At 30.1% G+C, this 13,929-nt stretch carries 12 protein-coding genes; 2 read left to right on the plus strand and 10 right to left on the minus strand.

Annotation, left to right across the window (positions count from 1 at the left end; translation table 11 throughout):
- Positions 1-20: 20 nt before the first annotated feature.
- The 7 genes from QM746_RS07390 to QM746_RS07420 form a co-directional block, all read right to left on the minus strand.
- The gene (locus QM746_RS07390; RefSeq protein ID WP_414983624.1) at positions 21-2,450 is read right to left on the minus strand and encodes a TonB-dependent receptor domain-containing protein; all 2,430 of its coding nucleotides are present in this window, start codon (positions 2,448-2,450) and stop codon (positions 21-23) included.
- Positions 2,447-2,890 carry a MarR family winged helix-turn-helix transcriptional regulator gene (locus QM746_RS07395; protein WP_414983625.1) on the minus strand — a complete coding sequence of 148 codons (444 nt, stop codon included), beginning with the start codon at positions 2,888-2,890 and terminating at the stop codon, positions 2,447-2,449. Before QM746_RS07395 ends, QM746_RS07390 begins: the two co-directional genes overlap by 4 nt.
- Before the next feature lie 450 nt (positions 2,891-3,340).
- Entirely contained in the window at positions 3,341-4,252 is a 912-nt protein-coding gene (locus QM746_RS07400) for a hypothetical protein (protein ID WP_414983626.1), read from the minus strand.
- Between the two features lie 86 nt (positions 4,253-4,338).
- Positions 4,339-4,872, minus strand: coding sequence for a helix-turn-helix domain-containing protein (locus QM746_RS07405; RefSeq protein ID WP_414983627.1), 534 nt, complete (start codon positions 4,870-4,872; stop codon positions 4,339-4,341).
- 377 nt (positions 4,873-5,249) lie between these two features.
- Complete coding sequence (locus QM746_RS07410; protein ID WP_414983628.1) at positions 5,250-7,592, minus strand: TonB-dependent receptor domain-containing protein; 2,343 nt, start codon at positions 7,590-7,592, stop codon at positions 5,250-5,252.
- Positions 7,593-7,969: 377 nt separating this feature from the next.
- Entirely contained in the window at positions 7,970-8,227 is a 258-nt protein-coding gene (locus QM746_RS07415) for a Txe/YoeB family addiction module toxin (RefSeq protein ID WP_414983629.1), read from the minus strand.
- Positions 8,205-8,483, minus strand: a complete 279-nt coding sequence (locus tag QM746_RS07420) for a type II toxin-antitoxin system Phd/YefM family antitoxin (protein ID WP_414983630.1) — start codon at positions 8,481-8,483, stop codon at positions 8,205-8,207. Before QM746_RS07420 ends, QM746_RS07415 begins: the two co-directional genes overlap by 23 nt.
- A 369-nt stretch (positions 8,484-8,852) precedes the next feature.
- On the opposite strand from QM746_RS07420, the gene QM746_RS07425 reads away from it, so the two are divergent.
- Positions 8,853-9,053, plus strand: coding sequence for a hypothetical protein (locus QM746_RS07425; RefSeq protein ID WP_414983631.1), 201 nt, complete (start codon positions 8,853-8,855; stop codon positions 9,051-9,053).
- A 338-nt stretch (positions 9,054-9,391) separates the two neighbouring features.
- Positions 9,392-10,882: a glycoside hydrolase family 28 protein gene (locus QM746_RS07430; protein WP_414983632.1), complete on the plus strand. Its 1,491-nt coding sequence runs from the start codon at positions 9,392-9,394 to the stop codon at positions 10,880-10,882.
- 112 nt (positions 10,883-10,994) lie between these two features.
- Here the strand turns inward: QM746_RS07430 and QM746_RS07435 are convergent, their stop codons facing one another.
- Genes QM746_RS07435 through QM746_RS07445 form a run of 3 tightly spaced genes read right to left on the minus strand, consistent with a single transcriptional unit; the run spans position 10,995 to position 13,925 of the window.
- Positions 10,995-11,771, minus strand: a complete 777-nt coding sequence (locus QM746_RS07435; protein WP_414983633.1) for a rhamnogalacturonan acetylesterase — start codon at positions 11,769-11,771, stop codon at positions 10,995-10,997.
- Positions 11,758-12,717 (minus strand): pectinesterase family protein, encoded by a 960-nt coding sequence (locus QM746_RS07440; protein WP_414983634.1) that lies wholly within the window; start codon positions 12,715-12,717, stop codon positions 11,758-11,760. Before QM746_RS07440 ends, QM746_RS07435 begins: the two co-directional genes overlap by 14 nt.
- Complete coding sequence (locus QM746_RS07445) at positions 12,717-13,925, minus strand: glycoside hydrolase family 88/105 protein (protein ID WP_414983635.1); 1,209 nt, start codon at positions 13,923-13,925, stop codon at positions 12,717-12,719. The genes QM746_RS07440 and QM746_RS07445 overlap by 1 nt, the downstream gene beginning before the upstream one ends.
- Positions 13,926-13,929: the final 4 nt, after the last annotated feature.

Genomic DNA, 13,929 nt, shown 5'->3' on the forward strand with positions numbered 1-13,929 from the left:
GTTAGATATAAGTTTTATTGTTAGTTTCCTGCTCTTTGTTTCAAGTCTTCTGCACCGCCTGTTTTTCTAAGTTGAGCAGATTTTCCAGAACCAAATTTGTACGTGTAAGAAAGAGTAATTACTCTAGAATCTCTTCTCACTACAAAGTTTTCTGCATAATTAGAATAGATATTTTTTGCTTCTGGATTATTGGTAAAGAAAATATCATTGAAAGAAAGTTTCAGGGTGCTATCATTTTTAAATTTCTTTTGTGCACCTATGTTTACAGACCAGATTGGTTTTAGATGCATATATGCATAGACTTGTTTTGCCTGATAGTTGGCAGATAATTCTAAAGAGAAATTGTTTTTAAGTTTAAATGAATGGATACTGTTAATGTTAAAAGTAAAGTTTCCTTCGTTTTTGATGTAAGTATCAGAAATGTTTCCGGTAAAAGTGGCGTAATAAAAATTAGCATTGTTATTTATTTCCCACCATTTGGTTACCTTAGCTGGCGCAATAATATTTAATCCAAAATTAGAAGCCGAAGCCAGGTTTTCTACTGCTTGTACCACTACAATGTTCCCATTATCCACAACAGGTTTCAGCACATCTGTAATGTTGTCTTTGGTTTTGCTATAGCTTAAGGTTGCAAAATACTTGTTGCTTAGACTATAGGTAAGCTCATAATTCATTGTAGTTTGTGGGTTTAGATACGGATTTCCTGTTTGATAAGTGGTAGGGTCAAGATAAAACTTGAAAGGATTCAACTGTCTGTAAGTGGGTCTGGTAATCCTTCTACTGAAATTGATTTCTATCGTATTTTTTTCATTCAAATTGTATGAAAAAACAGCACTAGGAAATAATTGGGTGTAATTTTTCTTGTCTACTTGATTGGTAGTGAGTTGGTTGCCAGTAACGTTGGTGTTTTCTACTCTTAAGCCAAAATTTACTTTAAATTTTTCCCAATTTTTGATGATATTTCCATACGCAGCATTGATGTTTTCTTCATAAATAAAATGATTGGTTTTAGAATTGTCTATGACAGGAGTTCCCGAACTAGAATTGAAATATTGTAAGTCGTTATCTGCCTTTACAAAACTTGTTTTGAAACCTATTTCTAGTTTTAAATTATTTTTAAAAACTTTGGTAAAGTCTGATTTTAGGGAATAAATGTTGAGGTTTCCTGCCAAATCACCATTTAAAATATAAGGATTGGGATTATCTGAAGTTGATGGAGAAAGGTTTCCATTAACATCAAAATTTCTTGTATTAAAGTTTTGGACTGATGTATTAGAATAATTTATAAAGTCTAAGTCTGTGCTCAATTCTGTTCCCAAAGAATCAATTTGATACTTGTGATTGATATTTACCGATAGGTTTTTCCAATGATCACTATTGTTACCTTTTGTATTAAAACTACCATCGGCTTGATAATTTTGGTTGAAAACTTCGGTAGTGTTATTGCTATTTGGACCAAAATTGTTGTTTACAAAACCTACAGATACCCCAAAAATATTTTTATCATTGGCATAATAATCCATACCAACTTTTGCAATATGGTTCCTAAAATTCATTTTGGTAAAATTGTCTTGTTCGTATGCTTTTTGGAAAATTCCATCGTCATAGAATTTTCTATCCAAGACAAGTTTGTTGTATAATTCTCTGTAAGAAAAACTGTAGTTGGCAAAAAGATTCACTTTTTTATTTCTGCGATTGATGCTGAAACTGTTGTTGTTCTTCACATATTTTCCTGTTCCCAGAGAGGTAGAGATATTTCCGTTGGTGCCTTTTCTCTGGTCTTTTTTTAGTTTTACATTAATAATTGCCGTTCCTGCAGCATCGTATTTTGAAGACGGATTGGTTATGAATTCTATTTTTTCAACCGTCGAAGACGGGATTCCTCTAAGGTAATTGGCAAGGTCGCTCCCTGTCATCGGTGTGTTTTTTCCATCGATTTGAACGAGCAGATTGGTTTTGCCACGCATACTGATATTGTCGTTACTGTCGATATTTATGCCGGGTGCTTTTTCCAAAACTTCGAAGGCCGAATTGCCTGTTGCGGCAATGCTGTTTTCTACATTCATAATCATTTTCCCGTCTTGTCGCTCAATGTAAGGTTTTGTTTTGGTAATGGTTACCTCTTCTATTGCTTTTTCATTGAGTGAAATAGAGGGAAGTGCGATGTTTTCATTCACGGAAACTTGTGATTGATAAACTTCTGTTCCACTTTTGTTGATTTTGAGATGGTAATTCCCCGACATCAAATCATTGAAACTGAATTTTCCATCTTGGTCGGCAACTTCGGTTTTTACCAATTTGTTTTCAGAATTGAATAAATTGATTTCTAATTGATTTGATTGGCTAGATTCAACCATTCCAGATATTGAAAAATTTTTTGCTTCTTGTGCAAATATTGGCGTAGATGATGCGATTATCCAAAATAAACAGATTAAAATTATTTTCGTCATTGTGTGTGTGTGTTAATGCAGTTTTTTGATATTCTTATTAATGTAGAATTCATTATTTCAAGTTGTATTTCTGAAATGCCTTCTAAGGCAATCTTTCTATTGTTTTCGATAAGATTTTGTACTTTTTCAATAATTTCTTTTCCAGATTTTGTTACTTCCAGATTTGTTTTTCTCCTGTCATCTGAATTAATTTCACGGTTTATATATTTTGATTTCACCAACAAATCAATAATTCTTGTAATTGAGGCATTGTCTTTGAAGGCTAAATCACCAATCTCATTTTGCGTAATTCCTGGGTTTTCTAGAATGGCTTTAATGATGAGCCATTGATCAATTGTAATTTTATAGCCGTTTGCTTTTAGTTGTCTTTGAGCATAATTCCTATACGTTTTAATTGCTTTTTCTATGTTGTAAAAAACAATAGAATCTAGTTTTTCCATATTTTTTAATTTAAAATGACTTGTCAATAATTGATATATCAACTAATTTGTTGCTAATGTTTTCTTTTTGTTACAAGAGATGTTTTTTTTTTTTGATTAATTACTCTTTGTGAGATTAAGAATAATGTGTAATTTTTAAGTATATCAATATGTTGTAATTATTTAATTTTCTTCTGTACTGTCTTAATCTTTCTATACATTTCCTCTTATTTCCAATGTTTTATGTCAAAATAATTGATGAAGTTGCTAATTATATCATTTACATCATCTCTGAGTTCTAAGAAATCAAAGTTTGAGCGTATGTTAAAAAATCTAAAAAGAATCTATCTAAAAATAGAATCATTCTCACGGGTATCAATTTTTTTATAGTATGTTATAGTGGTGTTTTTTTTATTCAATATTTTTTATTCAGCCTAAAATGATTATAAAGTTTGTCTAAAAGTGTTAATTTCATTCAATATTCATTTTCATATTTTCAGCATCAATGTAGAGCTGTTTTTTTTCAAAAATCTTATTTCCCAGCATTCCAGACATTCCAGAAAATTCCATCAGATAATATTGAGTTTTAGAATAACCTTCCACATAAGTAATTTCGTGAAGCATAATTTTAGTGTTGTTGAATTCAATCTTTTTATTTGTCTTAGCGGTGTAAGTGGTGAGAATATTATCCCAAGATTTTCCTTTTTCTGTATTTATTTTTGAGTTTTTCAGCTTTAATTTTGTCCAAATTTCTTTATTGGTAAGAAGTTCAAAACCACTCGCTCCAGAATCATATAAAAATTTTTCTTCCTTTGAATCTAATTCAGCAGGTATAATAATTTTTCGTTTTTTAAATTTGAAATCGAATGTTTTCCCTTTTAAATTTTCAGGTTCAGAGTTTAAATTGAAAACAACATAGTTTTCCTTAAAATTGATAATCGTTTTTCGGCTTTCAATAATGTCTGTTCCTATGGTTCCAATAATTTTGAGATTGTCTTTCTCTAAATTCTTACCAAAATCAATAATTTTAAACTGATTAGATTTCACTTCGCAATTTCCAATTTTGAAACTCGTTTTTGCAATGTTTTTGTTTACAGAAATTTGCCCGATTTTAGAAATTGACTTCTTGTAAAAAATGGTACTTGGACTTCCTGTGTCAAACTGCAAATAATAGGTTATGGTATCCGAACCAAAATGAATAGGCAAAAGCAATGCTTCTTTTTCCTTAGTTTCCCATTTCATTAGGACTTTTCCACTTTCATTATTTACTACCAGATAATTTTTTTCTGGAGAAAACTTTTTATCGAAATAAAAGTAACCGAAAACAACAGATAGCAAAACGACAATTGATAGCGCAAGTAGAATGTCCTTAAATAATTTCATGAGATTTTTTTTGCAATGTTCTGCTAAAACCTCGAAATATTCAGAAAAAATGATGCGACATTTTTACGACATTTTTGTGTTGTTATTTATAAAAAGGTGGTTTTTAGGTATATTAATAATCTGCGAGATTTATTCAAACTTCTACCATTCATTACAACGATAAGGAGTTTTGTAATGAAAAATAAAACCAATCCGTAGATGAAAAGTGGTTTTCGGATGTTGAATTCTTTTTGGAAAAATGGACAAGAAATTAAAAAAACAGATTGCAAAACAGCTAGGATAATTTGAATTTCTAATATTTTTTTTTCGAGTTTTTTGTTGTGAAAATCTTTTGTTTTTGAAGTTAAAATAAAAGGAAATATAACTCCACCAAACGGAATAATTAAACCTAAAAGTGCAGAAAGATTAATCAATTTTGCTCTTTCAATGTTTTCGGTTTTTTTTGCAAGTAGATTTTCAGGATTTGTTTCTAAAGCTTTTGCAATAGAATGAAGTGTAAAACCTTTTAGAGAGCTTCCTGCTTCAATTCTTTGGATTGTTCTAAGAGAAATTCCCGATTTTTCAGCAAGTTCATTTTGAGTAAAATTATTTTTTTCTCTCCAATATTTTACATTATTCATTATTATTTTGAACTTTTTTAAAATTAACAGGAATTGTTTAAATTGTTAAGAAAATTTTTTATAAATGTACATTAAAATAAAGATTTATCAATATTTATTTTGCAATTCGAACACAATATTCATATAATTTAAAATCAATAGCCTTTAAAATAAAAAAATAAGAAGATTTTCCTAGTCTTTTTTACGCAAAATCATACTTTCCATGAGCACGAATCGTAAACCTTAACAATTATTGAGCGATAAGTAATCTGACTAGTATTAAAAGCTACAACATTTGCCGAAGAATAGAACCCTGAACGAAGTAGAAGGGTTATCTTGTGTACTTCGGACAATACGAAAACTGAGCTATTAGCTATAGTCGCTTTATTTTCACAGTTTTAAATTCTGTTCATTGTTTCATTTATTTGCTTTTCTTTATATTCAGAATTGGAAACTTTTCCGAAATTATATTTTACTCCTACAGAAAAAACGGGAGTATTACCATAAAAAGTTCCTTTTGTAATAATTTTTTCATAACTAAATTGCTGAATAAAAACATTTTGCTTGAAGACATCGTTATAACGCAAAGTGAAATCAAAATTTGATACTGATTTTGTCAATCCCAAATTTACAAGAAGCATTTCATTGTATTCATAAAGTCCTTGTGTTCTTTTTGTTAGCCAAGAAGCATCTAACAGAAAATTGAATCCTTTCCCTAATTTTATTGTATTGTTTGTGTATAAATAAATATAAGGAGTTGATTTGTGTACAATTGCAAGGCTGTCCTCTGTCTTAGAGTAATTTAAAGACAAACTATTTTGAGAGGTTAATATTTTATATTCAAAAGGCACATCAACACCTAAACTTGCACCAATTTCTTTATCAAAGTTTTGAGTGGTAAATTTTGAAATATTTTTTGTTTCATCATAAAAAAGACCAAAACCAATAGGATTTTTGCTTTCATAAACAGAAGCGTTTAAAGACCATTTTTTAAGATTTGCACTTGCAGATATTGTATTTGTATAAGATGGCAAAAGATTGGGATTTCCTTCGTATTCAACATAAGGACTGCTGTATAAACCTCCCGAAGCCAAATCACCATAACTTGGTCGTGAAATACTGCGATTGAAGTTTAAAGTATATTCATAATCCTTATTTTGTTTGAAAGATATTTCAGCACTCGGAAACCAATCCACAGAATTTCTTTTGATATTGGTTTGATTTAAAACCTGGTTGAAACCATTTGCAGAAGCTGTTTCCATACGAAGTCCTGCTTTATAACTGAATTTTTCTTTTTCTCCTGATAATTCTGCATACGAAGCCCAATTTTCTTCTTTAAAAAGATATTTAAAGTATTCTGATGGATTTATAGCTCTATAATCTATAAAATTATTTGTTCTAGCGTCTGCTTTTGTAAAACTTACACCAATTCCTAATTGATAGTTTTCTTTTATTTTTTTCTCTATATCAATTCTACCCGAAAAAGCATTCACAGAATATTTTTGTTTTCTGAATTGGTTGAAAATATAGCCTGCGTTATCAATATTATTATAAAAGTCATAATCTACATTATTGCTTTCGCGAGTGAACTGCAATCCTGTAAAAATATTTGCATCAATAGATTTCAATTGCTTATTATAATTGAAAATAGAATTTATCGTGGCTCTTTTCCTATCTTGATGATTGAGCGTTAATATTTGAGATTTTAGACCATTTTCTTGATAATTGGTTATTGTATTGTTATCTCCTTTGTCTGGTCTTAAATTAGCATTAATGGCAAAAGTTAAATAATCTCCATCATTTAAATCTTGATATAAATTGGCTCCCAAAATTACTTGTGGACGATTGGTGATAGATTTTATTATATAATCCGAATTGATATTTTTGCTTGGCACAGAATACTCAAATCCGTTACTTTCCCAATGCTGAATTTGGTTGTAAGCGGTGTTAAATTTCCATTCCGTTTTATTTTTCTTTTGTTGAAAGTTCACTGAAAAATTATTGCTGAAACGCTTGTTGAATGTAGCGGTTTCATTAAGTGTAATTTTATATCCTTCTTTCTTGCTGTTTTTTAATATTACTTTTACAACAGCTTTTCCTTCTGCTTCATATTTTGCGGAAGGATTTCGGATAATTTCTACAGATTTTATTTCATTCACAGAAATAGAAGAAAAAGTATTGAAATCAACTTTCTGATTGTCTATGTATAAAAGCGGAGTTCCTTTTCCTATCATAGATAGGCCTTCTCCGTTTGCGTCAATCGTTATAAATGGCAATTTTGCTAATAAATCAGTAGAAGTTGCCACTTTGTTTAATGGAGAATTTGCTATGTCTATATTGATATTTCCATTTTGTACCTGAAAAGGTTTTCTTTTACCAGAAATTTTGATCTCTTCAATGTAAGAAACCTTTTCGGAAAGAACAATTTTAAAAGTTTTGTTTTCAGAAAGTTCAAAAATCGGCTCTTTTTGAGTAATGTTTTCAGATGTTATTAGCAGATAATATTGAGCGGGTTTTAGTTGTGAAAACTCAAAACTGCCATCTTGAGAAATTGTGGTTTTTATAAGCTCGTTTTGAGGATTGAAAAGATAAACTTCAGCCGTAGAAATTTTTTGTTTGTTGCTGTCGCTAATGTTTCCATTAATTTTTAAATTTCCTTGTTGACCAAAAATATTAATGCTAGAAAACAAAATGAATAGAAAAATTAATTGAATGTGTTTTGAGCTTATCGAATTGTCCATAATTATTTAATCTTTTAAATAAGACAATTCAATTTGCAAAATTGTTACATTTGATGGGCAGTTTTTTTGCAATTGTTAATAACGACTTTGCATAATTTTCACAGGAAGCATTACTTCCGTGGGAAAATTTTGCAAAAATACTTTTAAGTTAGCTCAGCGTTCGTTTTTTTGTTTTGTAAAGTTAATGGGAAACCAATCTGTCTTCGCAAAAAACTCTTCTCTCAGGCTCTTCTCTTTTTCTAAAATATTTTGTTGAAAAAAAAGCTACTGAAGCAACCTCGCCTAAGTAGTGAACCCTGAGCGAAGTCGAAGGGCTATCTCATGTCCTGCGGACAAGACGAAACTCTGGTTATTAGCAGAAGTAATTTCTTAAAGAATTAATCATAGTGAAATCGACACTTTGCAATCAAAATTTGACCTTCTTCATATTTGTAAATTAATCTGTGTTCATCGTCAATTCGACGAGACCAAAATCCAGAATATTTATGTTTTAACGGTTCCGGCTTTCCAATTCCGTCAAATGGACTTCTTGAAATGTCCTTCAGCAATTCATTGATTCTTTTCAATTTCTTTTTATCATTTTTTTGCCAATACAAATAATCTTCCCAAGATTCATCCACGAAAATATATCTCATCTTGATCTTCGATTAATTGTTTCTCAAAAGAATTTTCACTTTTTAATTTTTCGATTGCAGAATCAAGTCGCATTTCATTTTTTCGTGAAGAAAGTTCGTAATTTGTTGCCATTAGAGAATTGTATTCGTCGAGTGACATTATAACAATTCCATTTTCTTTTCCACGATTTATAATTAGAGTTTCAAAATTTTTTGCGACTCTATCCAAATATGATTTTATATCTTTTCTGAAATCAGAAACACTTGCAATTAACATAATTTTGTATTTTATTCTGTACAAATGTATGTACAAATTTTATACCATACAAATTTAACATTGTGTTTGTGAATTATTTCTGCATCGGAAAAAGTATTTACGAAGTGCAGGCAAAAAGTGAACTGAAACCTAACGAAGTGGTTCGACGGAGTCAAAGTTCAATTTCGAGCCAAACGAAGCCGATGCTTTTTCAATGAAGTAAACTTACAAAAAAAAACTACGGAATTGAAAAGCAGCGGCGACGAAAAGATGCAGAGAAGTCCAATCTAGACTTTAACCCCGCATTTTGCAAATACACTGTGCTTGTTGCACAACTCAAATATAGTTAAAAACTGTTATTTATGATATAAAATTTTCGTAAATTTAAATATGCAAGGACGAAAACACTTTACACCACAACTATTCTACGAACTCAGTCTAGATATGCTAGTTCCGGAGGATAATTATTATAGAAAATTGTTAACGGAACTCGATTTACATTTCATTTATAAATCTACTCAAAAATATTACGGTAATGGAAGTGTAAAAATTGACTTTGTTTTTTTATTACCAAAAAACCAAGTATTTTAGCTCAAGTTATAATAATTTTTTGCTAATTTCTTATGAATATAATTAACCTTAGTATTGGTGTTTTCTCTTATTAAGATAATATCATTGATTTTTATTTTAAAACTTCAAAAGTAGGTTTTACTAAATTTTTATGGCATTAAATCTGCTAGAATGTTATTTGTAAATAATTAAAAAAGGATAGTTTTATTTAATAATGAAATGTTTTTAATTGTAATGTAATCGTTTGCATTAATGAAAAAAATAACTAAATTTGTTTCTTGTTATCTATTTAGCAATTAAGAACATTAAGATTTTTATTTTTTTAAATTTAGTTTATTTAATATTCAAAACATGTTACAATGAAAAATTTATTTCTTGGGCTTTTTATTTTTTGTGCGTCTTTTATTAATGCTCAAAAGCATGATATTAATTATCACATTAAAAATGCTCCATTTAATTTTGGACAAATAATTTTGCCTACAATACCAGAAAAAACTTATAATATTAAAGATTTTGGAGGGGTAGGAGATGGTAAATTTATCAATACTGTGGCTTTTGAAAAAGCAATTTCTTCAATAAGTGAAAAAGGAGGAGGGAAACTCATTGTACCAACAGGAATTTGGTTAACAGGACCAATACAACTGAGAAGCAATATTGATTTTCATGTAGAAGAAGGCGCAATAGTTCAATTTAGTAATGATATTAATTTATTTCCATTAAGGGAAAGTCCATCAGGTAAAATAGATGTAACGCCGCCAATTTGGGGAGATAATCTTCATGATGTTTCTTTTACTGGTAAAGGAATTTTTGATGGAGCTGGTGAAGCTTGGAGACCTGTTAAGAAATCCAAAGTAAGCGATTTTGAGTGGAAAAAATTAATTGCTAAAGAGGGGAGCGTTTTAAGTGATGATGGCAAAATTTGGTGGCCAAGCTATGAAGCCAAAAATGGGGAGAGACTTTCTAAAACAATTACCAAAAATAAGAATGCTACAATAAAAGACTATGAAAAACTTCATCATTTTCTTAGACCAATGATGTTCACCCTTTCTAAAGTTACAAATCTTTTGATTGATGGTCCTACTTTTAGAAATTCTCCTAAGTTTATTTTGAATCCAAGGCAAATAACAAATTTGGTAATTCAAAATACCAATGTATATAATCCTAGTTGGGCGCAGAATGGTGATGGAATTGATATAAGTGCTTCTAAAAACGTAATTATTTACAATACTTTTGTAAATGCAGGAGATGATGGGATTTGCATGAAATCTAGTGGAGATTCTAAAGACGGAGAAGCTAAACTGCAAAATGTAATTATTGCAGACTGTACAGTTAATGATGCTCATGGAGGTTTTGTAATCGGAAGTAATACTGATGGAGGAATGAAAAATATTTATGTTACCAATTGTACTTTTGATGGTTCTGATAATGGCATTCGTGTGAAAAGTAATTCGGGTAGAGGAGGAGAAGTGAGTGATATTTATATTGATAATATTATTTTAAAAAATATAAAAGATAATGCATTTATTTTTGATACTTCTTATGCAGATGCTCCTGTAGGCAGTACAAAAGAAAGTGAAGATGCTCAAAAAACTGGTGATAAAATTCCCTATTTTCATCATTTTTACATAAGTAATGTGAATTGTAATGAAGTGGATAATGCATTTTTGTTTGTAGGAATGAAAGAAAAACCAATTCAAAATTTATTCTTCAAAAATATAATTGTTGAAAAAAGCAATTCTGAAGTTTCAGGAGAGTTTGCTGAAAAAATAAGCTTTGAAAATGTGAAAGTTAATGATAAGAAGGATCTGAAAATATCGAATAAACTAACTGGTGCGATATCTGTAAAATAGACATTTAGTTTTTTTATAAACTTATTTTAGGACTAGACAACTTAACAAAAAAAGCAACTTTTCAAATTTGAAAAGTTGCTTTTTTTATAGATTACAATTACAATTAGCGGATTTATTTTTCTTTGATGAATTTTGCTAATGGTAAATTTTGTTTCTTTATCTCAGCGATAAATATTTTAGCAATTTCTGTTGCGCCAAGAACCGAAAGATGCGTATCGTCTTTTTTACCATCAGGATAATAATCAATTTCTTTTGGTTCGTAGTGAAGATGAAGTTTTTTGGAACCTTCTTTGCCATATTTCATTTCTAAATTTTCAGTAAGATATTGCATGTCAATAAAAGGAACTTTCAATTCTTGAGCTACAAGCCTTGCAATAAGTGTATAATTTCCATGTGCGTCTAGTAAAGTGCTTTGTTCGTTAAATTTTCGTCTGGCGATAGAAGAAAGAATAATCGGGATTGCGCCTTTAGAGCGTGCCTCTTCTACGTATTGTATTAAATTATATCGATATGCTGTTTGTGGGTTGGTGTATCTGCTTGAGTCTGTTTCTTTAGCATCATTATGCCCGAATTGAATGAGAAGATAATCGCCTTTTTTTAAAGAATCTAAAACAGGTTTCCAAAGTCCGGTTTCTTTAAAGCTTTTGGTACTTCTACCATTTACAGCGTGATTTTTTATAATTACATCATCTTTGAAAAATCGACTTAAAACTTGCCCCCAACCTCTTTCTGGGTTTTTGTCTGGCTCTGGTTTATTTGCCATGGTAGAATCTCCAATAGTGTAAATGGTGGCGTGGTGATTTTTTTTAGAAATTTCTATACTGTTGCAACTCAATAATGCTAAAATGATGATGAGTGATGCTATTTTGTAATGATTAAAAAATTTCATACCAATTTATTTTTTTGTAATCTTTTAAAATATTGTTTTTGTTGTATTTTTTTACTTCTTTATTTGATAATTGATAACTCCATTTTACTCTTTTTTGATTTGAAGAACCTTTACCATAGTTTTTGAATTCGGCAAAGTAAGAATGCTTTTCTGCTACCTGTTTATCCCAATTGTGCCAACCTTCGGGCAGAATATTAGCTTCAAAATTACAATTGATGAAAGCTGTTTTGGCAAAAATTCTCCACGGTCTTCCTAGATAAATTTTAGATAATTTTTTTTCGGCTGTTATTTTACAATCTTTAAAAACAAATCCAAATTCCGCATTTTCTGGTGTGGAAGCTGCTGTAATGTAAGAATCTTTTTTGCTATGGATTTTGCAGTTTTCAAAATAAGAAGTTGCATTGCCGAAAATAAAATCTGTTGTACCTTCAATATAGCAATTTTTTAGAAATTGTTTTCCTTCTCCACTTAAGTATAAAGTGTCTTGATTACCCAAAATTTTACAATTTATTACAGACACACGAGTAGCTGTAATGCTTAGCGCAATTGCTTGTCCTATGTCTCCCGAAACATTTTCTATGGTTAAATTTTTCAAAACGGTATCATTGGCTTCAATAGATAAAGTGGAAGTGGAAAAAGTACTATTTCTTCCTTTGTTTATCTTGTCGAAATAATCATCAAACGTGATGATGGTTTTATCTTTTTCTTCACCAATTATAGACAGATTGGTATTCCATTCGTTAATTTTTACTTTCTCGTTGTAAATTCCATTTTTTATAAAAATGACCAATCTTTTGTAAGGAAAAGCTTTGGATTGATTAATTGCTTCTTGGATGCTTGTGAAATCTCCTTTGTCATTTTTAGAAACAATAATAGTGTCTTTTTCTTGAGAGAAAAAGTTGGCACAAATTAATAAATAAAATAATATTAAAATTCTTGAAATCATTATTTATTGAGTTCTAAAGCTGCTAAAATAAAAGGACCTGTCGCTTTTGGGTCGTTGTCTTTTTTTCTTTCGTTTACATAATATTCAAAAGAGCCATCTCTGTAAGGATTTCCTCCCAAACCTGCTACAGCACACGCTTGTGTAATGGTTATATAGCCTTCTGGCGAAATTTTTACTAAGTTTTTTATCAAACCATCAAATGCTTTATTTGCCAAATTTTTATAATTTCTTGGTAAATATCCTTTGTTAGCTCCTTTGGCAAAGGTATAAGCAAACATTGCAGAGCCTGAGGCTTCTAAATAATTACCGCCACGGTTTCCTTGGTCTGTAACCTGATACCAAAGTCCTGTAGAATCTTGATAATGAGCTAAAGAATTGCACAAATTATTAAGATAACCTATTAATTCTTGTCTCTTTGGGTGATTATTAGGAAACTCATCTAGAACATCTACCAAAGCCATGGCGTACCAACCAAGAGAACGAGACCAGAAATTAGGAGAAGTTCCGGTTTCTTTGTTTGCCCAATCCATTTTTTTGCTTTCGTCCCAGCCGTGGTATAGAAGTCCTGTTTTTTTATCTAATAAATGTTTTTGAATGAGTTCGAATTGCAAAGCAATATCGTTAAAATTTTTACCATTTTCGAAAGTAGAAGTATATTTAGCATAGAATGTTTCGCCCATGTATAAACCATCTAACCACATTTGATAAGGATAAGTTTTCTTATGCCAAAAACCACCTTCAGAAGTTCTTGGATGTGTGTCCAATTGGCTTCTCAATTTTTGTAAAGCTGCTAAATACCTTTTGTCATTTGTTTTTTGATAAAGATAAAACAAATGATTGCCTGCAATAAGCATGTCAATGTTATAATTTTCAAATTTATAAGAAGGGATATTTCCTAATGAGTCTATTGTTGCATCCGAGTAACTTTTTAGGTAATTGTAATACTCTTTTTTGTTAGTTTTTTTATATAATTCTTCAAAACCTGTCATTACCAGACCGTGAACATAATCCCATTTTGGCTGTTTGGCATCGTCTAATTGGTAGGCTTCAGGATATTTTTTCATTAAAGTAAGCGCCATTCTTTCAGACCATTTTAAATGGCTAGGAATTTCTTTTTTTGAATTTTCTTTTACTGATGTACAACTTGTAATATTTAGAAGTATTAAAGAAAACGCAAGATTTAAAATATATTTGACAAAATTTTGCATAGAG

This window comes from Cloacibacterium sp., from assembly GCF_047601505.1.
Classification (GTDB): domain Bacteria; phylum Bacteroidota; class Bacteroidia; order Flavobacteriales; family Weeksellaceae; genus Cloacibacterium.

Excerpts from the sequence above, each read along its gene's own strand:
- QM746_RS07390 (WP_414983624.1), bottom strand. The coding sequence starts at position 2,450 with ATGACGAAAATAATTTTAATCTGTTTATTTTGGATAATCGCATCATCT.
- QM746_RS07395 (WP_414983625.1), bottom strand. The coding sequence starts at position 2,890 with ATGGAAAAACTAGATTCTATTGTTTTTTACAACATAGAAAAAGCAATT.
- QM746_RS07400 (WP_414983626.1), bottom strand. The coding sequence starts at position 4,252 with ATGAAATTATTTAAGGACATTCTACTTGCGCTATCAATTGTCGTTTTG.
- QM746_RS07405 (WP_414983627.1), bottom strand. The coding sequence starts at position 4,872 with ATGAATAATGTAAAATATTGGAGAGAAAAAAATAATTTTACTCAAAAT.
- QM746_RS07410 (WP_414983628.1), bottom strand. The coding sequence starts at position 7,592 with ATGGACAATTCGATAAGCTCAAAACACATTCAATTAATTTTTCTATTC.
- QM746_RS07415 (WP_414983629.1), bottom strand. The coding sequence starts at position 8,227 with ATGAGATATATTTTCGTGGATGAATCTTGGGAAGATTATTTGTATTGG.
- QM746_RS07420 (WP_414983630.1), bottom strand. The coding sequence starts at position 8,483 with ATGTTAATTGCAAGTGTTTCTGATTTCAGAAAAGATATAAAATCATAT.
- QM746_RS07425 (WP_414983631.1), top strand. The coding sequence starts at position 8,853 with ATGCAAGGACGAAAACACTTTACACCACAACTATTCTACGAACTCAGT.
- QM746_RS07430 (WP_414983632.1), top strand. The coding sequence starts at position 9,392 with ATGAAAAATTTATTTCTTGGGCTTTTTATTTTTTGTGCGTCTTTTATT.
- QM746_RS07435 (WP_414983633.1), bottom strand. The coding sequence starts at position 11,771 with ATGAAATTTTTTAATCATTACAAAATAGCATCACTCATCATCATTTTA.
- QM746_RS07440 (WP_414983634.1), bottom strand. The coding sequence starts at position 12,717 with ATGATTTCAAGAATTTTAATATTATTTTATTTATTAATTTGTGCCAAC.
- QM746_RS07445 (WP_414983635.1), bottom strand. The coding sequence starts at position 13,925 with ATGCAAAATTTTGTCAAATATATTTTAAATCTTGCGTTTTCTTTAATA.